Source organism: Bradyrhizobium sp. SRL28, assembly GCF_018596315.1.
GTDB lineage: Bacteria > Pseudomonadota > Alphaproteobacteria > Rhizobiales > Xanthobacteraceae > Bradyrhizobium.
Genome location: NZ_JAHEAG010000033.1, coordinates 1 through 24,520 on the forward strand (window position 1 = coordinate 1; position 24,520 = coordinate 24,520).

21 protein-coding genes and 10 pseudogenes are annotated in these 24,520 nt (G+C 58.4%); 12 read left to right on the plus strand and 19 right to left on the minus strand.

The features are described 5' to 3' along the window. Positions 1 to 256: 256 nt before the first annotated feature. From KIP88_RS46880 to KIP88_RS48280, 4 genes and pseudogenes are all read left to right on the plus strand, one after another. Positions 257 to 746 (plus strand): annotated as a pseudogene (locus KIP88_RS46880) (DDE-type integrase/transposase/recombinase); the annotation flags it as partial. Positions 747 to 877: 131 nt separating this feature from the next. Then, positions 878 to 1,039, plus strand: coding sequence for a hypothetical protein (locus tag KIP88_RS35800; RefSeq protein WP_190242074.1), 162 nt, complete (start codon positions 878 to 880; stop codon positions 1,037 to 1,039). A gap of 535 nt (positions 1,040 to 1,574) precedes the next feature. Beyond that, positions 1,575 to 2,670: pseudogene (locus KIP88_RS35805) on the plus strand (IS5 family transposase). Further along, positions 2,670 to 2,997: pseudogene (locus KIP88_RS48280) on the plus strand (hypothetical protein); the annotation flags it as partial. The pseudogenes KIP88_RS35805 and KIP88_RS48280, both read left to right, overlap by 1 nt. Here the strand turns inward: KIP88_RS48280 and KIP88_RS35815 are convergent. The 5 genes and pseudogenes from KIP88_RS35815 to KIP88_RS35835 form a co-directional block, all read right to left on the minus strand. Further along, positions 2,992 to 4,119 (minus strand): annotated as a pseudogene (locus tag KIP88_RS35815) (ISNCY family transposase); the annotation flags it as partial. The pseudogenes KIP88_RS48280 and KIP88_RS35815 sit on opposite strands and share 6 nt — an antisense overlap. Before the next feature lies 1 nt (position 4,120). Further along, a complete protein-coding gene (locus KIP88_RS35820) occupies positions 4,121 to 4,468 on the minus strand; it encodes a DUF6788 family protein (protein WP_308163711.1) in 348 nt (115 codons plus the stop codon). A 124-nt stretch (positions 4,469 to 4,592) separates the two neighbouring features. After that, positions 4,593 to 4,808, minus strand: a complete 216-nt coding sequence (locus KIP88_RS35825; RefSeq protein ID WP_214492891.1) for a hypothetical protein — start codon at positions 4,806 to 4,808, stop codon at positions 4,593 to 4,595. A 1,134-nt stretch (positions 4,809 to 5,942) separates the two neighbouring features. After that, on the minus strand, positions 5,943 to 6,134 hold the full coding sequence (locus KIP88_RS35830) for a hypothetical protein (RefSeq protein ID WP_214492892.1): 192 nt from the start codon (positions 6,132 to 6,134) through the stop codon (positions 5,943 to 5,945). Next, entirely contained in the window at positions 6,127 to 6,363 is a 237-nt protein-coding gene (locus KIP88_RS35835) for a hypothetical protein (RefSeq protein WP_214492893.1), read from the minus strand. Before KIP88_RS35835 ends, KIP88_RS35830 begins: the two co-directional genes overlap by 8 nt. A 50-nt stretch (positions 6,364 to 6,413) precedes the next feature. Here KIP88_RS35835 and KIP88_RS35840 point away from each other — a divergent pair, with 50 nt between their 5' ends. The 5 genes and pseudogenes from KIP88_RS35840 (at position 6,414) to KIP88_RS35855 (ending at position 9,617) form a co-directional block, all read left to right on the plus strand. Next, entirely contained in the window at positions 6,414 to 6,686 is a 273-nt protein-coding gene (locus tag KIP88_RS35840; RefSeq protein ID WP_214492894.1) for a hypothetical protein, read from the plus strand. A gap of 837 nt (positions 6,687 to 7,523) precedes the next feature. Next, a complete protein-coding gene (locus tag KIP88_RS35845) occupies positions 7,524 to 7,721 on the plus strand; it encodes a hypothetical protein (protein WP_213253874.1) in 198 nt (65 codons plus the stop codon). Between the two features lie 77 nt (positions 7,722 to 7,798). Further along, positions 7,799 to 8,728, plus strand: a complete 930-nt coding sequence (locus tag KIP88_RS35850; protein ID WP_214492895.1) for a TauD/TfdA family dioxygenase — start codon at positions 7,799 to 7,801, stop codon at positions 8,726 to 8,728. Between the two features lie 168 nt (positions 8,729 to 8,896). Further along, on the plus strand, positions 8,897 to 9,073 hold the full coding sequence (locus KIP88_RS48615; RefSeq protein WP_374226549.1) for a hypothetical protein: 177 nt from the start codon (positions 8,897 to 8,899) through the stop codon (positions 9,071 to 9,073). Positions 9,074 to 9,185: 112 nt separating this feature from the next. After that, positions 9,186 to 9,617, plus strand: a pseudogene (locus KIP88_RS35855) (hypothetical protein). Positions 9,618 to 10,037: 420 nt separating this feature from the next. Here KIP88_RS35855 and KIP88_RS48620 read toward each other — a convergent pair. Then, positions 10,038 to 10,346, minus strand: a complete 309-nt coding sequence (locus KIP88_RS48620; protein WP_374226550.1) for a serine hydrolase — start codon at positions 10,344 to 10,346, stop codon at positions 10,038 to 10,040. 311 nt (positions 10,347 to 10,657) lie between these two features. Between KIP88_RS48620 and KIP88_RS35865 the strand changes: the two are divergent. Continuing rightward, positions 10,658 to 11,289: pseudogene (locus KIP88_RS35865) on the plus strand (IS5 family transposase); the annotation flags it as partial. Here KIP88_RS35865 and KIP88_RS35870 read toward each other — a convergent pair. The 9 genes and pseudogenes from KIP88_RS35870 to KIP88_RS48285 all read right to left on the minus strand — a co-directional run. Then, positions 11,290 to 11,445: pseudogene (locus KIP88_RS35870) on the minus strand (IS630 family transposase); the annotation flags it as partial. It lies immediately after the preceding pseudogene. Between the two features lie 68 nt (positions 11,446 to 11,513). Continuing rightward, positions 11,514 to 11,721: pseudogene (locus KIP88_RS35875) on the minus strand (IS5/IS1182 family transposase); the annotation flags it as partial. Between the two features lie 31 nt (positions 11,722 to 11,752). Further along, a complete protein-coding gene (locus KIP88_RS35880) occupies positions 11,753 to 12,352 on the minus strand; it encodes a GNAT family N-acetyltransferase (protein WP_214492896.1) in 600 nt (199 codons plus the stop codon). Between the two features lie 1,574 nt (positions 12,353 to 13,926). Beyond that, a complete protein-coding gene (locus tag KIP88_RS35885) occupies positions 13,927 to 15,171 on the minus strand; it encodes a type II toxin-antitoxin system HipA family toxin (RefSeq protein ID WP_214492897.1) in 1,245 nt (414 codons plus the stop codon). After that, positions 15,168 to 15,482, minus strand: coding sequence for a helix-turn-helix domain-containing protein (locus KIP88_RS35890; protein ID WP_249791269.1), 315 nt, complete (start codon positions 15,480 to 15,482; stop codon positions 15,168 to 15,170). The genes KIP88_RS35885 and KIP88_RS35890 overlap by 4 nt, the downstream gene beginning before the upstream one ends. Positions 15,483 to 15,866: 384 nt before the next feature. Beyond that, positions 15,867 to 16,106, minus strand: a complete 240-nt coding sequence (locus KIP88_RS35895; protein WP_214492899.1) for a hypothetical protein — start codon at positions 16,104 to 16,106, stop codon at positions 15,867 to 15,869. 823 nt (positions 16,107 to 16,929) lie between these two features. Next, entirely contained in the window at positions 16,930 to 17,850 is a 921-nt protein-coding gene (locus KIP88_RS35900) for a hypothetical protein (RefSeq protein ID WP_214492900.1), read from the minus strand. Between the two features lie 127 nt (positions 17,851 to 17,977). Further along, the gene (locus tag KIP88_RS48625; protein WP_214492901.1) at positions 17,978 to 18,517 is read right to left on the minus strand and encodes an isocitrate lyase/phosphoenolpyruvate mutase family protein; all 540 of its coding nucleotides are present in this window, start codon (positions 18,515 to 18,517) and stop codon (positions 17,978 to 17,980) included. A gap of 372 nt (positions 18,518 to 18,889) precedes the next feature. Then, the gene (locus tag KIP88_RS48285) at positions 18,890 to 19,015 is read right to left on the minus strand and encodes a transposase domain-containing protein (RefSeq protein ID WP_082646342.1); all 126 of its coding nucleotides are present in this window, start codon (positions 19,013 to 19,015) and stop codon (positions 18,890 to 18,892) included. 584 nt (positions 19,016 to 19,599) lie between these two features. Between KIP88_RS48285 and KIP88_RS35915 the strand changes: the two genes are divergently transcribed. Together KIP88_RS35915 and KIP88_RS46900 are read left to right on the plus strand one after the other, a co-directional pair. Further along, a complete protein-coding gene (locus tag KIP88_RS35915; protein WP_214492902.1) occupies positions 19,600 to 20,121 on the plus strand; it encodes a hypothetical protein in 522 nt (173 codons plus the stop codon). 42 nt (positions 20,122 to 20,163) lie between these two features. Continuing rightward, positions 20,164 to 20,341: pseudogene (locus KIP88_RS46900) on the plus strand (SfnB family sulfur acquisition oxidoreductase); the annotation flags it as partial. 57 nt (positions 20,342 to 20,398) lie between these two features. Here the strand turns inward: KIP88_RS46900 and hemN are convergent. From hemN to KIP88_RS35935, 4 genes and pseudogenes are all read right to left on the minus strand, one after another. After that, positions 20,399 to 21,727 (minus strand): annotated as a pseudogene (hemN, locus tag KIP88_RS35920) (oxygen-independent coproporphyrinogen III oxidase). Positions 21,728 to 22,106: 379 nt separating this feature from the next. After that, positions 22,107 to 23,147, minus strand: a complete 1,041-nt coding sequence (hypE, locus tag KIP88_RS35925; protein WP_057902171.1) for a hydrogenase expression/formation protein HypE — start codon at positions 23,145 to 23,147, stop codon at positions 22,107 to 22,109. Further along, on the minus strand, positions 23,147 to 24,286 hold the full coding sequence (gene hypD, locus KIP88_RS35930; protein ID WP_214492903.1) for a hydrogenase formation protein HypD: 1,140 nt from the start codon (positions 24,284 to 24,286) through the stop codon (positions 23,147 to 23,149). The genes hypE and hypD overlap by 1 nt, the downstream gene beginning before the upstream one ends. Beyond that, a complete protein-coding gene (locus KIP88_RS35935; protein WP_214492904.1) occupies positions 24,283 to 24,519 on the minus strand; it encodes a HypC/HybG/HupF family hydrogenase formation chaperone in 237 nt (78 codons plus the stop codon). Before KIP88_RS35935 ends, hypD begins: the two co-directional genes overlap by 4 nt. Between the last annotated feature and the right edge of the window lies 1 nt (position 24,520).

Below are 24,520 nucleotides of genomic sequence, written 5' to 3' on the forward strand. Positions count from 1 at the left end.
ACGCCTCCAGATATCGTCTCCGGCAGAATCGCAGCTGCCACTTCAGCCTGATCTGAGTTTCCGGTGAGCGTGATCATCGGACGACTTCTCCTCAGTCAATGCGCCTTTATAGAGGAGACTACGCATGTATCGTGCCAAAGGAGAAATCGTTCTCTGTCAGTATGCTAACCCTAACACTGCTATGTCACTCATCCGACATTGTCGGACATCTAACGTACTTGCGTTATCCACTCCGATCGGATTCGCCAGCTCCGCTCGCAGCCACAAATGGCATCTGGACGAAGTCGTTATCTCGATTCCCGGCGAACAACGTTGGTTCTGGCGCGCTGTCGACCAGAATGGCCTCGTTCTCGACGTCTTGATCAAGCGCCGACGAGATTCGCGCGCTGCGCAGCGGCTCATGAAGAAGCTCTTGAAATCCACCGACACGTCGCCGCGCGTGATGATGATCAGCGACAAGCTCCGTTCGGTGCTGCAGGGGCGAAGATGGCCTTTCACGTCCGCAGCACAAATCTCTCAACAATCGGGTCCGAGAATTCTCATCAGCCGGCCTGGCGACGCGATCGGATCATGACGCGTTCAAATCGTCCCGTCAGCCTCAACGGTTCCGTCAGTTCACGATCGGGTCGCGAACTTTCCCACATCCCCTATCCCGGATCCGTCACTGTCGACTTCCGTCGAGCTTCGCGCGAGCCAGCCTTTGCGACTTGCCGTGAGACTCCACGACAAACGCTATCGCCGAATCAATCGTCGATTTGAAGAGAATGCGCGGCAGCAAGGCTGCAGGCAAAAAAGAAGCCCTCTGTCTCCGATCGCGATCGAGGTGGTGCGTCGGACCGGTGCGGCGCGCTGGCGGGTTTACGATTGGCGATGACGCTTGGGACAGAGAGGCGCATTGCTGCCGTGCGAAGCCTCGCAGTCGACATCCTTGCCGCTGGTTGTGGAAGGGCCGTCGGAGGAGCGTCACGATCCGGCGATCAAGGTCGAAATTGCGATCGGCGACGTCGTCGTACGGATGGGGAACAGCTATCTCGAGTGATCCGCCGCGGTACGGGCATCACGATGATTGCAGCGGGCGCCAAACTGAAGATTTAGTCGTCCGTTAACAAGCGGGATTGAGAGCGAACCGAGATTGCGAAGGCGCGCAAAAGGACGATCAGGATGAAGTGCAAGAGCTTACTGAGCCAGGCGAGGATGCGACGGAATATACTATGGGGTGACCGGCAGAGGCGTGAGAGTATTGATGCTGGTCATGAGCAATGGAGCACCCCATGCAAAAGGCAAACGATCTCGGCCGGTCTTCCACGGCCCTTGAACAGAATAGTACGCTGATCGCGGTCATGAGCCTCTCAAGCTGGCTGGTCGCTGAAATCGTCCTCGGGCTGGATCGTCATCTGTTGAAGAAGTTTGGCGCCGACGAAGAAGACGCGCTGCTCCGGTTGCTACACCGCTGGCGCGAGGAGGCGGCAAACTTTTGGCACGCGATTACACGCATAGCGGTCGCCTTTGAAGGCAGTCGCGATGGTTTTTGGCCGGCGAGCGTGATTCATTGGCTCCGACGAGATTCGGAGACGGTGCGTGCGCGTTGCCTCGACAATCGAACGGGCGAGTTGTTCAGCTACGTCGACCTGGAGTCGCGGGTGCGGCGCGATCATCCGCTGCGAGCGATCCGGAGGATGGTGAACGAGCCGCTGTCAGAGCTGGAGCGCGAGTTTGCCGCGCTCTATTCGCCGATTGGGCGGCCGTCGATCCCGCCGAAGAAGCTGCTGCGGGCGATGCTGTTGCAGGCGTTTTATTCGATCCGCTCGGAGCGGCTCCTGATGGAGCGGCTGGAATACGACCTGCTGTTCCGCTGGTTCGTCGGCATCGGCGTCGACGACGCAGCCTGGGACCATTCGGTGTTCTCGAAGAACCGCGACCGGCTGCTGGAAGGCGACATCGCGGCGAAGTTCTTGGCGGCGGTGCTGGCGCAGCCTATGGTGAAGAGGTTCTATCGAGTGATGACTTCTCGGTCGATGGTACGCTGATCGAGGCCTGGGCCTCGATGAAGAGTATCAAGCCGAAGGACGGCTCCGGCGAACCGCCGGCGCAAGGCGGCGGCCGCAATGCCGATGCGGACTTTCCACGGCCAGAAACGCTCGAACGACACCCATGCTTCGACTACCGATCCAGACGCCAGGCTGTATCGCATGGGCAAAGGCAAGGAGACGAAGCTGTGCTTCATTGGGCACGGGCGATGGAGAACCGCCACGGTCTGCTGGTCGACGCCTGCCTGACGCAGGCCGACGGGCATGCCGAGCAGGTGGCCGCGCTGCACATGATCGAGCCTCGTGCTGACCGACCGACAGCGATCACGCTTGGCGCCGACAAAGCCTACGACGTGGAAGACTTCGTCAACGAGCTGCGCTCGATGAACGTGACGCCGCATGTGGCACAGAACACCAGCGGCCGCCGCTCTACGATTGACGGGCGAACGACCCGGCACGGCGGCTATGCTGTCAGCCAGCGCATCCGAAGCGGATCGAGGAGGCATTCGGCTGGATCAAGACGATCCCGGGGCAACAGAAGACCCGGTTCCGTGGCCGTGACCGCGTCGCATGGGCCTTTACCTTCGCTGCCACCGACTACAATCTGGTGCGGTTGCCCAAGCGGATCGCGGAGACCGGCTGATGGCCAAGGTGCCCGGCTTCGCCAAGGCCTTTGCAGGCCGCTGGCGCATCGTCGAGATGGACGTCTGGACAACGAGTACCTCGATCTTCTCGAGGAAGCGCATCTCACCTTCCAGGGCAAGTCCAATGGCGAAATCGCGTTTGGGGCTCTCAAGAGCTTCTTGGACGTGCGCTACGGCACCCGCGACGGATCGGCGTGCGCGGAGTTCTCATGGGAAGGGCACGACGAGAACGATCCGTCCTGCGGTCGCGGATGGCTATGATCGCCACTGCAGACAGGCTCCTCGGCCACTTCTACATCCACAATGGCGACGATTCTGCCTTCATTCTTGGCGGAATAGAACCCGGCGTCTGCTGCGACCAGGCGCGGCGTGCGGCCGAGCTTGGCTTGGTGGATTTCGATGGCCGGAACCAACAGGTCCGAATCGCTCGGCCGCCGATCGTAGACTTCGTAGTCGATCACGATTTGGTTTTCGGCCTCCTGCAGCTTGACCATCTTGCCGAACTCGTTGGGCTTGCCGGCCTTACCCTTTCGAATGATCTCCGTCGAGGGCTCGAACACGCTGAAGAGCTTGTCCTCGGCCCGTGTGTTGCCGCGGAAGATGCGTTCCCGGGTCTGCCGCATCACCTGTCGCACGAGCGGCATCATCGTTTCCAGCTCCTGCCGCAAGCCTTTCAGCGCCAGCCGCTTCAAGATGCCCTTGGCCCGCTTCACGCCTGCGGAGATCTCATGGGAGAAGCGCTTCGCTTGCCCCACTACACGGCTCGTCGAGTTCAACAGCCGCCGGTAGCGTTGCTTGAGCTTCTCGTGATTGAGCGGTCCTTTGGCACGCGCGGTTCGCGCGATATCGAGCAGGCGCAGTTTTACGCTTTCGCGTTCGGTCGCGCAGCTTCGTTCCGGCCGTGCCCACGATCCTGGTGATCTTCTTCATGGTGCGGATCAACACCCTAACCCCGTCGCCCAACAACGTGCTGTCGGTCGGGTGGTGGATGTTGGTCTCCACCACTGTCGTATCCACGCGCATTCTGCGTCCCTGCGTCACCCCTTGTTCCTGCGCGATTTGCACGATCCGGTCGTGGATCTGCTTGATTGTCTCCGGATCCACAGCCAAGCCCCAGCGCCCCATTGTCTTCGCGTCCGGCGTCTTGCCGCCGCCCACCCGGGTGAAGTCGCGATACACCAGATTGGCGCGCACTTCGCGTTCCAGCACGTGATAGCTCCAGTTGCGAACGTGCTTGAGAATCAACAATCGCAAAACCACCTCGGCCGGTGCGCCCAGCCGACCACGACTGCGGCTCTTGGGGTGTCGTCTCGCCAGCGGCTCTACACCGCACCTACGATCTGTTCATCCGCCAGAACCCGGTCAGCATGTGCCATCCAACCTTCGCGAAGATCGCTCACTTCCCCGGCGATCAAGCCGTCGCCGAAGCTCAGTTGCGCTCTGCGCATCTCAATCACGTTTCGTCCTCCCGCCCCGCGGCACCGCCGCATCAGGGCGCAACAGCTGATGATTGAGTTCGCAGATCGCCTCGATCGTTTCTTTCAGTTTCTGATAATTCTCCAGCCAACGGCGCACTTCGGCAACGCGCTCACGGCGCACGCTGAACTGGCGCACGCGTCCACCCGCATAGCTCACGGTCAGGACATGCACCTGGTGCCCTTCGCCGCGCGCGCATTTCGGGCAGCCGCTCTTGTGACGAACGGTGCGCTTCAGCAACGAACCGCGCAGCAGCTCACCAGTGACCGGCAGCTTCCCGACAAGCTTCTCGCGCGTTTGAAGGGCTCGATTGCGAATCATTCATACAAATGAATCAGCACCGCCCACGCAAGTCAACGTCGACCTCGTCCGACGTTGCACTTTTCGCCCTACCGACCGACTCCGCACAGCGATCAAGGTCGGTCAATTTTGCGCCGGAAAGTAGCTAACCGAATTGCTCGACTGGCTTCAGCTTTATGACTTTGGCCAAAACCAGCACGTTGAAGAAGAAATTGATGTTTGGTTTGCCGAAAAGCACAGCCGGCTCGATAAGGCTGCCCGCCTCCTCAACCCTCTTGGTAAGGGCTGCCGGAGACTGCCGCTGCGAGCGTGCTGTTCGGGCCTCTGCAAGAGCTCCTTCAAGGTCCGATTCCATCGTCATGGTAGGACGCGTCGAGCACGACAGTGCGCACGTTCGGATTTTGGCACCCGGTACGTAATATATGCTGCAAGAAATCGACGAGTTCTTTGGAATAGGAATGCCCGCCATCGGTGATGACCCGCAATCTTTCGGTCATCACCCCGCGGTCATGCGTGCGAGGTTCCTCACGGTGATAAATGCCGGCGTCGGTCGTGCTGCGCCGTGATAGCCCCGCAAGATCACGGGTTCGACAGCCTCAGTAAGCTTCTCGATGTACTACTCGATGCGGGCGGTGGGCCCCCTTTTTGAGCACGCGTAATCGATCGGCATCATCACAGCACACATCGTGGAAAGTACCAGGCTTTTTCGCATACCGGGCTTGAGGCGTTTGAGCGTCGGGACAGTTACGATGCAGCTATCGAGTTCAATGGCGGCCGGTGCCGATAGGACGATTTTGGAGCTCCTGTTGCCGCTGAGTGAAAAGGGCGGCACAACCGATCGATTTCGGAAGCGACCCGAGTGGCCGGCTCTAGCAAACCGCCGCCGCTCGGCGGCGTTCAGACACTTTACGGCCGCCCGGTAGTCCGCAGACGCTTAGCGCTTGCATTGTCTATCTCTCACCCTCCCCTGAAACAAAATAGCCGATGGTGTTTCAGCACGAGCTGTCTAAAAGATGAAATCCGAAGAGAACGTTGTGCGTGATATTCAATGTGCTCCCTTCAAGGTCTGTCTGGTTATGGCCGCCATCTATCAAGCCGCTCGCAACCAGCGAACTTTCTGCCGCATATCGCCGCGGCACCTTACTGGACCGCGCAGGAAAGTATGGGAGCTGTTACGCATTCTCGCCTTTCGGCGGATAGCCCCTTGCATTTTCTTCGCCGCTTCACCACGCTGGCAGGTGAAGTGCAGCGATGCCAAGTCTCGCGGCAGCCCAAGAGCTTGACTCTGATGTGCCGAAGCCGCGCGCTCCACTGTGCTTCGCCGAGATTGCTGACTGTAGCGATTCAACCGGGCGGCCGACGGGGGGTGTAGATTCGCCCGGATTCATCAGCCGCCAAGCGAGATCCGACATCTCGTTGCGGGCCTTACGCGGCTCCGTCGTGAGTTGAGGCAGATTGTCCGCAGGTAGCCCCTGCCCCACGGCAAAGGAGCTTGCTATCCTTTATCGTAAAACCGCTTCAGCAGGACCACGCCTACACCTTTTTGAAGTTCCCCTATCTGCCGTAACGCTGCATCGCTTTCTGGGCCGCACGGAAGCCGCCTTGCTGACGATAGGATGCTGATTAGCAGTTGGAGCAGTTCCTCAATGGTGGCCGCGTCATCGCCCTTTTGAAGCCCGTCACTCATGCGAGCAGTCTCCTCCATCGCCTTCCAATCTTCTGGAAGCGGGACTTCTCGACAAAAAAGCATCGGTCGAGGGTTTAAAGCTGCCGGTACAGTGAGGCCGCAGACCGAAGAGTTGGAACAGGCGATGAACGGTGCGTTTGGCAATTTCCGTCTCTTTAGATGGGCGCACGCTCCAATGGATTGCGGCTTTGGGCTTGCGAGCAAGTGTCTTGCTGATCAGCTCGGCCACAGCCTCATCCTCAACCGTGCGGGGGTCCGCCGGTACGCGTCTCATCGTAGATGATCCTCGATGCGATTTGCGATAAAGCGATTGGGCCGTTTGCCGATCGTATGGGGCCGACCACCAAGCCGCGTCGCCAAGACGACGTTGCTCGGCTCGCGTTGGCAGGCCAGCACGATCTCTGTTCGCAGCGTCAGCGCCGCGGCAGCGAGCGCGACCGTGTTATGGCCTTGAGCTGCGTGTCTTCGTCGCTGGAAATCGTCAGCATCGCCTTCGCCTGTCCGGTGCGCATCGATATCTCCTTCATCGGATACGCGGAACCCATGCAATAACCATGCTACGAACTTGCGGGACAAAACGCTAGCAGCGAGGCGGGTCACGGTTCTCTTCATCCATTGGCCGGGGAATGACCTGGGCAAACATCAACCGCGATGTTCTCGTGACGGGAACTTCGATCACTCGCGGAGAGCTGCAAACGATGCGCCGGCGGTATTGTCGACCAGCCCCCCGTAACTCGATCTGAATCTACGTGCATCGGGCGGTCGGCTATCGCCGGAGCAGCTCGGGAATGAAAGGTGCCACCACATCGAGATCGGGGGTGCCGCGATGGTGCCGGATTTGGTGTGTGCCTTGCTTCACGAGAGAAAACACACGCGTAGCCGCCAGCATGCCTTTGGATCGACGCTGCAGGTTGTCAGATCTCCGACATCTCCGTCTTGAACCCGACGTGTCTGATGTTGAAAGATGGAAGGTCATCTGATGACTATCGCCTCTCGTGCTGATCCGAACGGACGCCTGACGATCATACGCCGCTGTGCCGTTGGCTCCGACCTAGGCGCTCGACCTCACGTATCGTTAGGCGCTGCTTCTTCGCGCGCGCTGGCCATCGGGGCTAGCCGGCTATCTGGTCGAATTATCGGCCCAATTTGGTGACCGTCGCGCCGGTTTTCCCGATCCCTTTGGCGCTCTTGCCGCCAGGTAGTCGTTCGCGGCTCGTTTTCGCGGCTGGCACGGTGCTTGCTGGAGATCACTTGCTAAATGCGAGGTTTGCCTATGAAACCCGGTGACGTCACCTGCGCACCCAAGCGCTTCGTATCTTCTTGGAAGGACGAGATCGTATCCGCGATCGTAGAGAAGTTTCACCAAACCAATGATCGAAGGCAGTCTCGATGAGACTCTTCGAAGTTGAACCTGCCGGATCGTCGATCCTCAATCAAGCTAATGCTGCACCGAGGCAAGGGGCACCGGCGAGTTTCAGGCGTATCCCATCGAAAATGGTACGGATCAGCCGCGATCCGTGCGTGGCCGCTTTTGCCTCGCACGAACAGCGCACCAACGGGCCGATTGCCGCGGATTTTGATGATTAGCAATCTAGCGTTCACCCATTCCGGGTCGCAGCTGAATGCGTTTGTTTGGTGAAGAAACCGCAAAGGCTGGAACATCCATGAGCGAAACGACCTTGATCGATAATGTCATTCCGCGTACCGATATCGTCAAACGCGCAGCGCGCATCGGCGCCGAAATCAGAAATATCAAGGTCTCGAGCGATTTGCCGGACCAGACGATCGCTGCATTCAACAGCTTGCTGCTCGACCACAAGGTGATCTTCTTCCGCGACCAAGGTCATCTCGATGACGCCGAGCAGGAGCGATTTGCTGCCCGTTTCGGGAAGCTGGTGCCGCATCCGATGCTCGGCGTTGCCAAGGGAACGGCATCGCTCCTCGAGCTTGACTCCGCGCGCGGCGGTGGCCGGGCCGATGTGTGGCACGCCGATGGGACCTTCGCCGATTCCTATCCCAAGATTTTGGTGCTGCGGGCCGTTGTGATCCCACTATTCGGCGGCGATACGGTCTGGTCGAACGCCGCGGCCGCTTATCTCGACCTGCCGCCACCGCTGCAACGGCTTGCAGACGAGCTCTGGGCCGTTCACAGCAACGTCTTCGACTATGCCGGAATGGCCCGAGTCCGCGAGGTCGATAAGAAGCATTTTGACGAGGTCTTCACCAGAACCAACTTCGAGACTGAGCATCCCGTGGTGCGTGTCCACCCCGAGACCGGAGAGCGGACGCTAGTGCTCGGCGCTTTGGTACAGCGTTTTCTTGGCATCCCCAAATATGACGGCCAAAAGCTGTTGGATATATTCCAGTCTCATATCACCGCGCCTGAAAACACCGTGCGCTGGAACTGGAGGGAGGGCGATGTCGCGATCTGGGATAACCGCGCCACACACCATTATGCGGTCAATGATTACGGCGACCAGCATCGCGTCGTTCGTCGCGCCACCATCGAGGGTGACGTGCCCGTCAGCATTGATGGCCGGTGCAGTGTAACGCGCGTAAGGTCACCAAGCAGCCGCCCAACGAAGACCGCCTAACGCGTTCGCAAATTCACGGAGATCCTACCGTTATAGACTATGCTCCCGCGTTCGTTGCTTGTGCTAGTTGAGGTCAAACGGCCAGCGCGGGTCTGACGAAGATCTGGTTTTCGCGAGCCTCATCGAAAGACGTACAGCCCTTCGCCGCCACGGCCTGTAGGCCACGAGGTGTGCGCGACGGCCGAGGTAATCAACGTCGAGGGAAAACGAGTTGACTTCAAGGTGCCGGCAAGCGACGGGATAGAGGAGATCGGCAGCGGCACCTATCAACGGGTGGTGATCGATCTTCGTTCGTCCAGCGAGTGCCTTAAAAATGAGGAGCTCCTAACGCAACGGTCGGCCTGACATTGCGGCCAGCTTGTGATACAATGCATGCCGGACCTGCTCGTGAGGAAGCGGTAGCGCCTTGCGATGGGAAAAGGAGAATAATCGGGTGCGACCAGAAGGCGAGCATAGCGTGGCTTCTCACTGGCAGTATCAGGTTAGGTTCGATGTGAATGATTCCGCCACGGCGGAATCGGTAGGCCGAAAACTTCGTGTTCCGGCACTGGCACCGCTGTTCGATATCCTCGCCAAGCATCGCGCTGCGCCGAAATGCCAGTTCGATGCCTTTGCGGAGTATGTCGCCGCAGCAGAAGAGCACGGCGTTGAAAACTATCCGCTCTACCAGTGGACAAAGGCGACGATTGAGAATCCAGCGAAGAAGGAAAAGTATTTGAAATCCTTTGCACTCTAGGTAGACGACCGGGAGATCTATGCCAAGGAGATTGCCGACGCGCTGGAGGCGGACTTGCAACCGCTCACCACTAGCGGGCTCATCACGCGAATATCGAAGTACGATACCAACCCCGCCAACAATCCTCAGCCGCGGCAGGGCCCCCGCGATTAGGGCTGGGAGCGAGCTGAACGCCGGCTATTGGCCCCAAGCCGAAGACCATCACTAAGGACGCGCGGTCCACTTTCTGGGGGATTGTGTCGCAAAAGTCGATTTTCGCCGATGACCAAAATTCTGCGGGCCGTGGGCGCGACTTTCGTATACAAAATGTGGGGGTACCTCACGGCCTCACGCAAAATTCACAGGCAACTTCGATACCACGATTGAGGTCATACGAATCAGCGATCGCTCGCTGCTTAGTGCTTTCGCGAAAAATCTTGAGCCCTGCAACTTTCGACTTTTGCAACACTATCTGGGGTGAATCGGACAGGGTTGGCGCTGGCCTTCGACCGATGCTTGTGGGCCCAACTCGAACGTGTCAGCCTCGCGGGGCGGATCCGACGATTGTGATCAGAAGAGCGCTGGGGTCGAACCTCAATCAGCCGCATAGAACGCCTCCCGAATGGGATTCGAGATCGCGCCGGAGCCAATAATCGCCGTCTTGGTCATGAACCGCTCGGTGACAAACGATTCCAGGCTGTTTCCCGTCACTTTCTCGATCACGGCTTTCAGCACGTCCGTCGTAAGCGAGTATTCCCAGCCTGTACCAGGCTGATAACAAGCGGAACGGAGGCGAGACGCTGCATTGCTTCGACGCAACGAAGGGGGGCGCCCAAAATGCCAGAATTGACAAATGGAGGCTCTGTCCAAACTTTCGACCGCTCCATCGCACAGAGAGGTCATTGCCGGCTACTGCAACGTCGGCAATTTCGGCAGCGCCGATCGGATGGACTACAGTAATCTTATCCACCAAGGTTCCGCCGCGTCGTGCTCGCGTTTGGCAGCTTGGCGATGAAGTGTTCGGCGTCATGCAGCGTTTGGGACTGCTCCTTAGCTGGAGGGTTAGCGGTGGCGCAGTACGACATCGCTCTCCCCCACTCGTCAGTGCAGAGGTTTACCTACTAGACTAAGACTAGCAGGCTGCGGAAAAAGTATCGCGGATCGGCTGCGATTGTGATTCCTTTGTCCTGTTGAATCGGGGCAGAGGACAGCCGATGCGCGGAGAAGATGAGGCGTCAGAGGGCCTTTTTTCGTACGTGAGCTGCTCGGCGCGGGTTCCTAAAGATCACCCGCTGCGGGCCATGAGGCGGCTTGTCGATGGGGCACGTGAGGCGCTCTCAGGCGATTTCGCGAAGCTTGGCCAGCCTTCGATTCCGCCAGAGAAGCTGTTGCGGCGCTGCTTTTACAAGCGTTCTACTCGGTGCGCTCAGAGCGCCAGTTGATGGAGCAACTCGATTACAATCTGTTGTTTCGCTGGTTCGTCGGGCTGTCGATGGACGCGCCGATCTGGGACGTGACGGTATTCACCAAGAACCGGAAGCGGCTTCTGGAAGGGGATGTGGCGGCGAAATTCTTCGGCGCGGTGTTGGACCAGGCTGAGGTGAAGCAGCTCCTGTCGAACGATCACTTCTCGGTCGATGGCACGCTTATCGAGGCGTGGGCATCAATGAAGAGCTTCCGACGCAAGGACGGCAAGGACAAGCCGCCGGATCCAGGCCGCAATGGCGAGCGCGGCTTCCACAAGGAGAAGCGCTCCAACGAGACGCATGGATCAACCACCGATCCGGACGCCAGGCTCTATCGCAAAGGTGATGGCCAAGGCGCCAAGCTCTCCTTCATGGGGCATTGGCAAGCCGTCCGCACATCGCAGGATCGCGCGGCACCGCTCAGATAGCGACCGCGCAACACGGTGACGACGGACTTGTCTCTCCAAGTACGTCCGCTCCTGCGCACTCAGCACCAACGGCTCGATCGGTCGGCCTCTCACAGCTGCATTCGCCACAAGCGCTCTCCTCTACAGAGAGATTCGAGTATCATTATAATGTGACGAACTTGCGTTCCAGATGACTAGAAGGGTTGCAGTACCACCGCTCGAAGCAGCTTCTCTGGTGCGATCGATGGCCGCCCGAAGTCCACGTAAAGCGCCGTGAAAGCCTTCGACACTCAACGCCGCGTTTGCTATTACCCGGATCGTTCGCAGCGGATGATCACCGCGGAGGCGGGCTTCCAAATCCACATAGCTGAATAGCGATCCATGCTGCTCGTCAGAGCGGCGCATCTCCATTTCCCGATTCAATCACTCCAGAGAATTATGCCAAACGCCTGCCCGCTAGTGACTTCTTCAACAACCTGTTAGAGCTATCGCGACGTTCGAGAAACGGCCCGCTCGCAAGCCTTCCCGTCCGGACGCCCTGGGAGACTGTCGAGCGTTCGGCGAAAATGCTCTGGCCAAGCCTGTGCAACGGCAACTTGAGGCGTGGGCCGATCTCTGCAAAACCGGCCTTCAAATAGAAGGCCAAGCTGCGGTTGCGGCTCCACGTCGGCTGCCTCGGCGCCCCCAGTTCAAGCTGACCCCAGCCTTTTACCGTCCCCAGGCTCACGGCAGCCTCAATGAGGCGCATCGCGATCCCAGACGATCGCTGGTCCGGCACCACGTAGAGTTCGGTAATGATGCCGTAGGTTCCGCGCGCAAAAAGGGCCGCGCTTTCCGACAACATGATGATGCCCACAGGACGAGCCTCCGCGAAAGCCAGAAACCCATAGACGCGCTCTTTTATGAGGAGGTCGACAGCAAGCTGGGTATCTAGTCCGGCCTGCACTTGGCCGCCCTCAAGTTCGGCAAGTAGGGCAGCAACCATGTGGGTTACCGTTGTGACGTCATCGACAGACACTTCGCGCGTGGTCACCATGTCACATCCTCGTCCAAGCTCAAGCAACATGCCAGCTAGTTCAGTAGCGGCGCCGGAGGCTGCTGCAGCACCCAGCCTGAGGCTGATACACCCTCTGGTTGAAATTAATATGACGCCTTAGTTCACAATGAGGTGATAAGATGTTCGTGTCGCTCCTGGCCAAAAATATCACAGAAAATCGAAAGATAACCTGTCGACCACATCGTCATGGTCGTCTGGAGCGCTCTCTTCTTTGGACCTGCGTGCCGCCCCCACATCGGGGCCCTCGTGTTCGTGCTGGGACGTCGCAGGAGCGCGGCTGACCGTTTGCGAGCAGCCCCGCGCATGTCGATCTATTCTCCCCCTTCGTGAACAGCTCGAGCGGCTGGCCGACCAGCGGCATCTGGGCAGCGTCAACAAAAGGACGCACACAAGTCATTAACAAGCTCTGCGCGTAACGGAATCACGATGTCGAAGATGTTGTTGCGCATCATGAGCTCCCTGACCGGCATCATTGCTTGATAATCAATCCTCTCAAAGAATTTTCGAATGCGCGAGTCTAAGATGAACCATTTTTCGTTGAGAGGAGATACTCAATTTTTCTTAATTTCGCAGCAGACGCATTGTTTGTTGCCGTGCGGTGACGAACAGCGTGCACGAACTCGTTACCTAACGAATTCGTACAATTCTGCTCCCTGCGTGCGCGATTGCAAGCGAGCGGCTCTCCTGTTCCTCCAACGACAATTGTCTCCATTCTGTCGAAGCGATTTGCGGCCACCTATCGCATGGTCGCTGAAAGCCCTCTCAAATCGTCGCCAGTCCGCGCTTTGCGGCATCATCTATCGTCCACTTGAATCACTTGCGTTTGCGACTTCGTCCGTTTGTTGAAATATTCTTCTAACGCCCCCGCCGACATCCACAACACGCGCGTCCTGTTGTGCTCAGTCGCCTCGCGAATAATAGAGACATCGCGTTCCGAAATATTATGAATAGACGGCATCGAACAAAAAATATCTCGGTTCGCGCGGGAGCAAGGTCTTCGGCCGTCCTCTGGCGGCCAAATGGTGCAGAAATTCAGCGATTTCCGCCCCTATTGCGCAGGATCAATTAGCCGTAGCCCGAGCGATGCCAATTGATCGGGACGGACTGATACAGCAGGTTTGCGGAAATGCTTGCAAACGCGCATTTGGGGGAGCCCGCATCTGTTCATCATCTCATGCTCGATACTGTGGTCGTCGGGCGGTCAGCCTGGCCCTTTTCCAGACCGCACGCGATGTCCGGGCTGGAGCCCGGAATACGTATGATTGTGTTGAAAAAGTCCTTGTTCGCTGATGACTGAAAATTCTCAGGACCGCTGGTGCGTCTATCTCGCTGTGAGATGAGGGACCACATCAATTACCCAAAAACGATCGCTGGCGCTCGTATTGATTCTGCAAAGCCTTGCAGCGGCTGAAATTGCCAATGCGCGACACTTGCGAGATTTTCGGAGCCCCGCGATTTTCGAGTTTTTCAACACAATCCGTATCAAAGCGGAAGTCTGCGGACCATTCCGGATTTATAGGTTCACGTCCCTGATCCTGCTTGGTCGTTGGGATCTACGGATCGAGAACGTTTGCCATTTCTTCGATATGGGCATCGATCCGGCTGAGGACCTGGGCAGGCACAACATCGCGTTCTGGAAGAACCGACCACTTGTCGCGCACGGTCGCCGCCGTCTCGGCTACGGCTGTCACCACTGCCCCTTCCGGAAGACGACTTCGATTTGCGAAGTTGCGCCAGCGCTCTGGAGTAAGCGCCTTGAACGACTTTTCGCCGGCAAGGCTCAGCGCCATACCGTCCTTTGGGATGTAAGGAACTGTTGAAAGCACGTCGTAGACAGGCGACAGCGTTGGTGTCCGTCCGTCTTCGGGATACAGCAGCGACCAATTCTTGAGATGCATATCACCGTTCCCGGTGACCGCGGTGAGTGCAAGGCGCCGAACAAATTCGATGGCTGAATCAAAGGAGACGCCGCTGTTCAGCGCTGCTGCGATATTATGATAGGCTGCGCCAATGTATTTCTCCGACGGATAGCGGCCAAAGACCTGTGCGAAGTCTTCCATATGGACGCGCGCTCCGTCCGCGCCGCGGTCGAAGCGGCGGACAAGCAGCACCTTGCCCGTGGACATGGTGTTGAACTCTTCCGGAATGCCGGCGAACTCCTTCTTGTCGACGAGTTCGCGTGCCGGCACTTCCATCCCCAGCGCTTCCGCCAAGGCGAGAACTGCGAATTCGTTTTCCGAAAGCCCGATGTGAGTGAGCGAGGGAAATTTCGCGATATATTGCCCTTGCTCGCCGTCTACGGCGAGTGTGATCCCACCTTCCTTTCCTGTGTTCTTCATGACGGAAAGCTTCATCTGCACACCGGCAAGCGAAAATCGCGCCTTTTTATTGCCCTCCGCTTCTGGACCAGTTGGAATGGGGATACCATCACTCGGCAAAGCGCATACCGCTCCTGGCAGGTTGATCCCCAGCGCAGCCAAGAGATCGAAGTCGTTTCCTGGTCTTACTGACGCCGCGTGGTGCTTTTCCATCGCCTCGCGCAGCTTCTCTTCGGGCAGCAGGTTGGCAAAGAACGGTGGCAGCGCGCCGCGTATGGGTTTGGGATCCCGGCGAAGGCTGCCGTCCGCTGAGCGAAGCGACAGGCTGAAGATTGGCGGGTTGTTTAAGTTCCGGTAAGCGGGCAAAAGGTTGAACGCATTGTAGTCGCCCGGCGTCCGCACGAGCGTGCCGACTGGAAGATCGTTCAACGAGATATCGAGCGACTGGATGCGCTCTGCCGCGAGAACGGTCGGACTCATACGCCTTCCTCCTCTTCAACGTCTGACGTGAATGCGGGGCGATCATCATCGTCGGCGGCGGGCTGCAGCATCGACTGAATAGCGGGCACCATCGCCTGCGGGATCAACATCATTTCCATGCCAAGGGCGCGGGCGACGTTGACGAGCGTCGTTGCACGGGCGGCAGCGGCACCGGTTTCAATGTCCCGATAGCGGGGTCTGCTGATGTTCGCCCGAAGGGCGATTTGCTCCTGGGACAAGCCAGCGGCCATGCGCGCCTTTCTAAAGTGCATGCCAAGATCCTTGAGCAAGGGGTCTGGGGCGGAGGTCATGATATGTTCCCGGATCATTTTGCCAGTGGGTGATACGTAGACAGATCATTTCGATCGGTCAAGATGAAACGTAAACGAATCTTTCGGATGGGAAAAGATCCGTAAACGTATCTATCTAACATTGGCTTTGGGACGGCCAGTTCCCGCAGTTGCTGGCGCTCGGAAGGCGGGTGAAACGAGCCGGCCTCGGTCAATGGCCCGATCTGCCATACTCGCCGCATGCTGCTGCCGCTGATGATCCGGCCCAGCAGGGCTAGCGACCCTCAGGAATACCGTCATACGGTCATGGAATTCCGGTGCCCTGAGGTGGCGCTGTCATCGCTTGACTCGGGCCTCCGCGGGAAGGACCTGAGGTGCCACTACCACTTCGGCTCATCGCACAGCTCACTTGCCCCGCGCCCGGTCGATCTGCTGTTGCACCCAGCCATCAAATTCAGAAAGCGCTTCGGTGATAGCGTCATCCAAATAATCCATCTGCCGGTTGAGATCATCATGCGCCGCGGCTGCGCGCAGCCAATTCGTCTCCTTTCCGATGCGATTCGCCTTCTGCCGCCACTTAACAATGGGCACAGTCGAGTACCGTCGCTTCCACGTCGCCATGAGACGCGTTTTATGGCCCTGCATGAACGGCGCGTCCCATGGAATCCAAATGTTCTCGCCACTCTGCTTCCGAAGCGCGGAATTATGATCGTATGCAAATTGGAGATTTTCCAGCGTCGCAGCCGGCGGTGTCTCCCATCAAGATCACGACTGATGTAATTGAAGTGCTTTTCGATGCGTCCGATCCGCTGCATCAGTTCGGTCTTGAGCGACATTCCCAACGTGGCGCAATCCGACGTGATACAGTTCATTACGATAGGCATGCGCTATCGCAATGAAGCGTCTTTCATCCTCCGTGATTGCATCCACATGCCTCATTACGGCCAGCTTCGGCTCGAAGTAATCACCCGTCGCCTCGCGACGCATCTTGGGACTAAGCGGAGTCTTATCTTTTCCGGCGCCGTGGGCAGCGTATTGCACGATCGGTGAATGAGCAATTCCGTGGCGTTATCGATCAGGATCAGCGCCAAGCGGCTGTGGATCGGCTGATCGACGGCAATCACATTACAGAGAAACCACCATAGATACCACGATATGCCGAGCCCTGACATCAGACTGCCAGAGTTGCCTGTCCGCTGCGACGTAGTAGACGCTGTTCGCGTCGGCTCTCGATTGCTGCGGATACTGCAAGTTCTTGTAGGTGCTGTTATTGAAACCGGCGCCCGCCCGCAACCAGGTCTCGGGTAAGCCCGGAGCAGCTTTGTTCTTGTAGCCAATTTCATCAAGCAAAAGAATGCCCGCGTTGGCCGTGCTCCAGCTTAAGCCGGTGGGATTTTCGGTGATCTGCGCATACTGACCGTCTGGACTGATTGAGCGCTGGATTGAGACCTTGTCATATAGGTGATCATCAAAAAAAATTGTACTTCACGTTGAGAGCTGGCGTAGGCGCGGCATTGTTGCTCATGCCAGCTTGATACAAAATATTCGACGAGGGGGCCAAAACGCTTGCTCCTGCGTTCCCTCCGACCAATGTGCCTGCGAACTCATTTACATTTCTGAGGTAACCCATTTTGAGTTCGAGTTTCCTGTCGAAAAACGTCTGGTAATAGGCCAATGTATTGAGACCCACTCTATCTGGCCCTCCGGGTTTCCATGTCCAGTACTGCTGCTCGGCTCCCACGACGATCTGACCATCGGGAATTCCAAAGCGGCTGAGATCGTAGGTCACAATCATGAAATTTACGGTACTAAATGTCGGATTCTGGCCCATATATAGCTGATTGGCGGTGGTGGCACTGGCTGCATTTGGCAGTTGATTGTCTACGAGGCTGATTACTGTCCCGCCAACGTAGCCGATCCCGACCTCTGCCAGCGCGGATCTAACGCCGCCTTTATCGTGATCTATCGTATCGGCAGGACCAGGGATATTGAGCCACATACCTTTTTCGCGGAGGTTCTCGAACTTTGCGAATGGGTCGATCTCCTTTTGAGTTCTGTTTTTAGCAATTTCATCCGCACTGTCTCGCTTTGCGGAAGGCAAACTGGCAGTTTGTGCTAGCGCCGAATTACCGACGAGAAGCGTTGCTCGTTTGAGCTGGCGGCTTCGGAATTTTGTGACCGAATCGGACTCCATCTCAATTCTTCTTTTAGCAACCTCATCTGGAATGTCGCGTTTTGGCTTAGGCCCATTGGCAGTCTGTGCCAGCGCCGAACTGCCGACGAGGCTCGCTGCCAGGGAGAGTGCGATAGCCAGCCCTCTGTGCTTCGTAGTTGATCGAAAGCTGACAACGTGTGCCGCGGCCGTCGCCACGACAAAGTAACCATGCATAGTGAACTCCGCGTCCGCATTGCTAGTCTTGAATGGATTACGCTCCGGCCTGATTGGCCCGGAGCTGACCCCCAACCTTCTAATGTCTGAAGGCTCCGGGGCTGATGCTTGGCAGCAATCGGCCCGTCTATCTCAGCGATACCCGCTGAGCCTTCCCGACCTCGTCACCGGCCGCCACGCGATTGGCTTTCGGCGACGCACGTGTCGAGCACGCCATACCGCGGCCAAGCCAATCGACTGTTCCAACGCAGTTCTGTTGCGCTGCCTCGGTGTCGACAGCGGCCGGCTCTATTCGGTGCCTTCGCTCGGCGAGATAGTGGCGACGGGCGGACGGCGCCGCCACCAATACACTGCGAACGACCCGCCTCTTCCACCACAAGCATGAGGATTTCGGCCGAGCAGCATTCTGATCGAAGAAGACGTCTCCTTCGAGAAGATAGCAGTCATCAGAAAGCAGGGCTCGCGCGCCAGCGACGACGCGTTGGCTCCATGATGCTTCACTGGCATCGCGGTAGCCGACAGACGAGGCAACTGACAGGCCCGAAGCCGAGAGACCGTTGAAACCTGTGCGCTCGGCGATCGCGCCAGAAGGTCCATCATGGGCTCGCATAAGAAAGGAGAGATCGCGGTTGGGGCCGATTTGATAGCCGCAGATGCGTTGGCACATCCATCAGGGCCGTTGGAGCGGCCAGTTCTATATTGCATCCCAGTTCCTTGACGTGTGACCCGCGCGACCTTTATTAACCGCCGATTGCCATGTGTCCGTCATCTCCTCCAACTGCTAACGTTGGTAGTTGACTGGGTCGCAAGGCGTTGCCTGTCGATGCACGGATCGTGGCTGTTTCGCTGCTCGGGGTGAGGCCCCTCGGCGACTAGACGAACTCTGGCGACGCTGGCATCGGTCCAGTGGAAATCGGGCGTCGGTCACTCGTGAGCGCTGCAGCCGCTCAGCTCTTTACGCGCCCATCTCTCGGCGGAAACGCAGTTAAACCGCGATTTGTTGATCTGCATCATTAGCGTCGTTCTCAAGCGACGGCTTTTAGGGGTTGCCCGGATCGGCCCAGGGAAGAAGTTGGCCGAGTTCATCGTTCGGGTGACCATTGACCATCATCCTCAGGATGTCGGTGACGTAGGCGAGAGGACCGACGTCATTGATCTTGCAGATTTATGCCGACCGCCGGACTCGCCGAACGGTTTGTTTTCCCCAAGATTTTTCTGTGCAATTGGGCTCGACATAGTTGGCGTTGTGCTCCGTATTCGACTGCGCAGGCCAGGATAGCTTGAAGAGTAATTGGGCCGACTATTCCGGCGCGTGAAGAGTGGACCCACGGGCAGCTCGTAGAGCTCTAAGTGGCGCGTCTCGTCAAGGGATGGACTTGCGGGCCACGGCAAGTGGCGATGACTAGCTCGATACGAGCCTGAAAGATAATTCAGGAAATAACGACTGGCTCGCATTCGGTGCCGGCAAATGGAAGATTGTTCGCAGGCTTTTTCTGAATGCGAGGAAATGCTGCGCCATGGCCGATGAAGACGAGAACTATTGCTTTGCGGTGGCGCTATGATGTAGGAGCCGGCCATGCGCAAAAAGTGTCACATCGAACCGATCATAGGACTGGATGACCAAGCGATGAGGGCAACGTTGCGGATAACGATTTGTCGATGGTCGCGGCTCGCTGCAGCTCTTGACCATCGTGTGATAGCGCGTCAACGAGAAAAGCCAACACAGACCCGGACATCGAGCGAGGGACGATGGAGATGATGGATCAAACGGCCGGTTCGGACTTGCCGCCGGTATTGCACACGTCGTCGAGACGCGTTTCGTGGCTTTTACTCCTCTTAGTTGTCCTCGTTGGCCTGTGCGCTGCAGGAGCCTATTTTTGGACCAACGTCGGACAATTTGTCGAGACGCTGGCGGCCGCCCGTGAAGTCACCACAATGCCAAGCTTGTCACCGGAGGACCGGGCGGCCCTGTCGGAGATTCAGTCGGGACAACAGAAGGCTAGCGACGAGCTCGCCGAACTCAACCGCAGCATCAGTGCCCAGCTGGCCGATTTAACACGAATCTCAGATCAGATCGCAGCGCTGACTTTACGAATCGACTCATTGCAGAATCCCGCACCCACGGCTTCTCCTCCTCATGTTCCTCGTCCGACGCCTGGCCATGCCGTGTCGGAGCCGGCCAAGACACTCGTGCGCTCGTCGAAACCACAAGGGCCGGTTTCCGTCGGGGGCGCGCCACTGGTCTCAGGACCGAAGCCGGACGAGCCTTGATGACATCCCAGAGTGCTACAGGCTAGTCCAGCCCGCCACCTGCTGGACGCGGTTGATCGTTTCTTGCAAAGCTGGGCCTGCCGGGCGATTACGGTGCCCAAAGCTTACGGCAGTGCCGGGGTCTCCAACGTGACGTTCGCCGAGCGGCGTCGCCATCGTTGCCGCAGCCGACGGCAGTCTGGATCAGATTCCACAGAACCATTTCTACATGGTCGAGGCGCCGTCCTGTTAGCGACGAGCGGTGATGCTTTTGGATCCGCTCACGCTGCTTGTTGTGCTAATAGGGTGAACGGTTGAGATAAGCGTCGAATGCGGCAGCAACAGCGCGAATCACAAAGCGGTGCTCCTGCCTCACGCGGATGAAACCCTTTTCGATGTCGACTACCCCGTCCTCGGCGAGCATCGACAAGCGTTCAGCTGATTCGAGAAAAGGGATCGCATAAACTCCGTGGGCGGCACAGATTGCCGGCACGTCGGCCTCCAGATCGCACATCAGCCGCTCGATGATCGCGGCTCGGACGCGGTCTTCATCGGTGAGACGGTAGCCATTTGACGTCGCCAGACGGCCAGCTCTGATGTGCCGGCTGTAGGAGCCTGTTGCAACATCGTTCTGGACGTAACCGTCGCCGAGACGGCCGATGGCCGACCTGCCGAAGCCGATCAGGGTTTTGCAGGTGTCGGCCGAGTAACCCAAGGAGTTACGCCGCAGGCGACCGGCTTTCTGCGCCAGCGCGAGCTCATCGTCCGGCAAGGCGAAATGGTCGAGCCCGATTTGGTGATAGCCGGCGGCGACAAGCGTATCGGCCACGGCCGCGGCCTGTTCGGCGCGGGCAGCGTTGTCCCCGGCAGCGCTGCCTCATCGATCAGGCGCTGACGTTTCATATACGAAGGAACGTGCGCGTAGCCGAAAACCGCAAGCCGGTCCGGGCGCATGGCCACCGCCGTCGTCGCGCTCTCGACGCAGGACTGCACCGTCTGATTTGGGAGACCGAAAATGAGGTCGAAGTTGATGCGGCTTATTCCGTGCTGGCGCAGATTTTCGACGGCAGCGGCCGTCTGCGCCTTACTCTGGACCCGGTTGATCGCTTTTTGAACAATGGGATCGAAGCTCTGCACGCCGAGGCTCGCGCGGTTCACGCCGGCTGCTCCTAAGGCTTCGGCTATCTCGACCGTGAACGTGCGCGGGTCGATCTCGACGGCGATCGCAGCCGTTTTCCTGAACGCGAAGCGGCGGCGCAGGAGTTCCATCAGGGCCAGGAACTCCGCTGGCTCGATGACGGTCGGCGTTCCGCCGCCGAAGTGCACGTCGCTCACGGGCAGCGCTTGCGGCCGCGACCAACCGGATCTCCTCGCGCAGCACCGACAAATAATTGAGGATCGGCGCAACCCGGCGAGTGATGGCCGTAGGGAAGCCGCAATACCAACAGATCGACCGGCAGAACGGAATGTGGAGATAGAGCGACACGGAGTCGTCAGCCGGCAGGCGCCTCAGCCATTTCTCACAATCCTGTGCACCGACAGCCGGGGAGAACTCCGGTACAGTTGGATAGATGGTGTACCAAGGCAGGCGGGCATCGCAATACTTTTTCAGGATTGAGGCCTGCAACGGTTACTATCCCACGCTTATATCAGCATCACCCTAACCGCTGCGCTCCCCTGTGTCTTTGCGCCATATCAATCGGTCCGCTTTAGCCGCGAAATCTGCGTTCCGTCGATGTCCATGCTAAGGAGACCAGTTAGCATGATAGCGGGAGCGATAGCCACTCCCTGACACTCATTTAATGATTGTGAGAAGAAGGAATTTATCACACAACTGATGTTGAGAGCAGGGCTTGATGTCGAGGATCGACGTGCGCGCCGTTCCGCTTCGAGTCCCATCCCGCATGTTCGGTCTGATTGATGCGCTCGAGGCGAACGAGCGCTTCATGAGAAGCGCAGGGCGATCTCCTCAAAGCAACAACGAAATGGCAGAAGTGCGATTGCGCTCAACAGATCCGGGGCAATTGTTCGCCCGACAGCCAATCGACAATTCGCCCGCCACCAAAGCTGGTTGACATCTGCACAAACTGATGATTGTCGGCTACGGCCTCGCCGATATCAGCCGCATCGCACCCGAGCGGATGCGCCTTCATGGCTGCAAGCACGGCATCGGCCATGTCAGGCGCCACGATGGCAACGAGCTTGCCCTCGTTGGCGACATGTAGCGGATCAAGCCCAAGGAGTTCGCAGGCGGCGGCAACCGCCGGCTTCACCGGAATGGCCTCTTCCTGCAGATGGAACCCGAGGCCCGACTGATGCGCAATCTCGTTGAGCATCGCCGCAAGACCGCCGCGCGTGGGGTCGCGCATCACCCGGATGCTGCTGCCACCGGCCGCAACCATTAGGGCTACGAGATCATGCAGCGCTGCGGAATCCGAGACGATCTCGGTCTCGAAAGCGAGATTCTGGCGCCTCGACATGATCGCCGTACCATGGTCGCCGAGACTGCCGGAGACCAGCACGCGGTCGCCGACCCTTGCCTTCTCGGCGGAGAGATCGAGCCCATCGGCTAAAACCCCGACCCCCGTCGTCGAGATGAACAGGCCGTCCGCCTTCCCGCGCTCGACGACCTTGGTGTCGCCCGTGATGATGTAAACGCCGGCGGCGCGCGCGGCCTCGCCCATCGAATCCGCAATCGTCTTCAAATCCGAAAAGCGGAAGCCCTCCTCGATGATGAAACTTGCCGACAGATAGAGCGGACGCGCGCCGCCCATCGCGACATCATTGATCGTGCCGTGCACCGCGAGCGATCCGATATTGCCGCCGGGAAAGAACAGCGGCGAAATCACATAGCCATCGGTCGTCATCACCATCCTGCCGGCGCCAACATCGAAGGCCGCCTGATCGTTGCCGCGGGCGAGCCATTCATTGCCGAAGGCTTCGTGAAACAGGCCGGAGATCAGCTGCGCCATGGCGCGTCCCCCGGCGCCATGGGACAGGTCGACCCGTCCGTTCTTGATGTCGAGCTTGCGTTGATAGGCTCTCATCACGCCCGCCTCAACCGATAATCGCGAAACCGTCCATACGTCCATTGCGCGGCACAGGCGCCTTCCGATGAGACCATGCAGGATCCTATCGGGATTTCCGGCGTGCAGACGGTTCCGAACAGCTTGCAGTCAACCGGCCTCTTCACGCCGCGCAGGATGGCCCCGCACTCGCACGCCGGATTATCGGCGACGCGCACTTCGTGCATCGTGAAACGCATCTCGGCGTCGAATTGAGCGTAAGCCTGCTTTAGCTTTAGTCCGCTATGGGGTACGAGCCCGAGCCCGCGCCATTCGAACTGGTCACGCAATTCGAAGATATCCGACACCTCTTCCTGGGCGCGCCGATTGCCTTTCCGCGTCACCGCACGGCTGTATTGGTTCTCCACCTCATGTCGGCCTTCGTTCACCTGCCGCACCAGCATCAGGATCGCCTGCATCATGTCGAGCGGTTCAAATCCCGCGATCACGATCGGCTTGCCGAATTGTTCTGCGAGGACCTCGTAAGGTTCCGTGCCGATGATGGTGCTGACATGCGCAGGCCCGAGGAAGCCATCAATTTCGACCCGCCCGATATTGCGGATATCGGGACTCTCGAGAATGCTGTGCATCGCCGAGGGAGTCAGCATGTGGTTGCAGAACACGCTGAAACTCTTCAGCCATTTCTTCTCGGCAAGCCGTATCATCACCGCTGTCGGCGGCGTCGTGGTCTCAAATCCAATGGCAAAAAAGACCACCTCTCGATTCGGCGCCTGTTCGGCGATCCGGATCGCATCGAGCGTCGAGTAGACCATCCGAATGTCGGCGCCGAACGCCTTGGCGCTCAGCAGGGATTTTCCCTGCGAGCCGGGCACGCGCATTAGGTCGCCATAGACACAGAGAGTGACCTCCGGCTGCTCGGCGAGCCTGATCGCCATGTCGATCCGGCTGGCGGGGAGAACACAGACGGGACAACCCGGCCCGTGGATCATGCGAACATTCGCAGGCAGCATATACTCCAGGCCATAGCGGGAAATCGCATGCGTGTGCCCGCCGCAGAATTCCATGAACCGATATTCCCTTTGCGAATCGGCTTCGGCGCCAATCACACGCGCTAGCCCCCGCGCGATGGTCTTGTCGCGAAATTCGTCGGCATATTTCATGACTGGAGGTCCTGCCCCACGCTGCCCAGCTCCTGTAGGAGCTGCAGCGTGCGCTTGGCTTCCGCCGGGTCAATTCTAGCCAGGGCATAGCCGACATGGACAAGGACGTAGTCCCCCACCGCGAGATCGTCGATGAACGCGATCGATATCTCCTTGCTGATGCCGTCGATGGACACGATGGCCATGTCATCAGAAAGAATTTTCGCGATCTCAGCTGGTACCGAGAGACACATA

What these genes read in the sequence shown, in the direction of transcription:
- KIP88_RS35850 (WP_214492895.1), top strand. Translation starts at nt 7,799, where the DNA reads ATGAGCGAAACGACCTTGATCGATAATGTCATTCCGCGTACCGATATC.
- KIP88_RS35825 (WP_214492891.1), bottom strand. Translation starts at nt 4,808, where the DNA reads ATGACGATGGAATCGGACCTTGAAGGAGCTCTTGCAGAGGCCCGAACA.
- hypD (WP_214492903.1), bottom strand. Translation starts at nt 24,286, where the DNA reads ATGAAATATGCCGACGAATTTCGCGACAAGACCATCGCGCGGGGGCTA.
- KIP88_RS35880 (WP_214492896.1), bottom strand. Translation starts at nt 12,352, where the DNA reads ATGGTGACCACGCGCGAAGTGTCTGTCGATGACGTCACAACGGTAACC.
- KIP88_RS35915 (WP_214492902.1), top strand. Translation starts at nt 19,600, where the DNA reads ATGGAGATGATGGATCAAACGGCCGGTTCGGACTTGCCGCCGGTATTG.
- KIP88_RS35845 (WP_213253874.1), top strand. Translation starts at nt 7,524, where the DNA reads ATGAGACTCTTCGAAGTTGAACCTGCCGGATCGTCGATCCTCAATCAA.
- KIP88_RS35895 (WP_214492899.1), bottom strand. Translation starts at nt 16,106, where the DNA reads ATGCAGGGCCATAAAACGCGTCTCATGGCGACGTGGAAGCGACGGTAC.
- KIP88_RS35900 (WP_214492900.1), bottom strand. Translation starts at nt 17,850, where the DNA reads ATGCATGGTTACTTTGTCGTGGCGACGGCCGCGGCACACGTTGTCAGC.
- hypE (WP_057902171.1), bottom strand. Translation starts at nt 23,147, where the DNA reads ATGAGAGCCTATCAACGCAAGCTCGACATCAAGAACGGACGGGTCGAC.
- KIP88_RS48625 (WP_214492901.1), bottom strand. Translation starts at nt 18,517, where the DNA reads ATGTGCCAACGCATCTGCGGCTATCAAATCGGCCCCAACCGCGATCTC.
- KIP88_RS35840 (WP_214492894.1), top strand. Translation starts at nt 6,414, where the DNA reads ATGATCCTCGATGCGATTTGCGATAAAGCGATTGGGCCGTTTGCCGAT.
- KIP88_RS35830 (WP_214492892.1), bottom strand. Translation starts at nt 6,134, where the DNA reads ATGAGTGACGGGCTTCAAAAGGGCGATGACGCGGCCACCATTGAGGAA.
- KIP88_RS35885 (WP_214492897.1), bottom strand. Translation starts at nt 15,171, where the DNA reads ATGAGTCCGACCGTTCTCGCGGCAGAGCGCATCCAGTCGCTCGATATC.
- KIP88_RS35935 (WP_214492904.1), bottom strand. Translation starts at nt 24,519, where the DNA reads ATGTGTCTCTCGGTACCAGCTGAGATCGCGAAAATTCTTTCTGATGAC.
- KIP88_RS35820 (WP_308163711.1), bottom strand. Translation starts at nt 4,468, where the DNA reads ATGATTCGCAATCGAGCCCTTCAAACGCGCGAGAAGCTTGTCGGGAAG.
- KIP88_RS48620 (WP_374226550.1), bottom strand. Translation starts at nt 10,346, where the DNA reads ATGACCTCTCTGTGCGATGGAGCGGTCGAAAGTTTGGACAGAGCCTCC.
- KIP88_RS35890 (WP_249791269.1), bottom strand. Translation starts at nt 15,482, where the DNA reads ATGACCTCCGCCCCAGACCCCTTGCTCAAGGATCTTGGCATGCACTTT.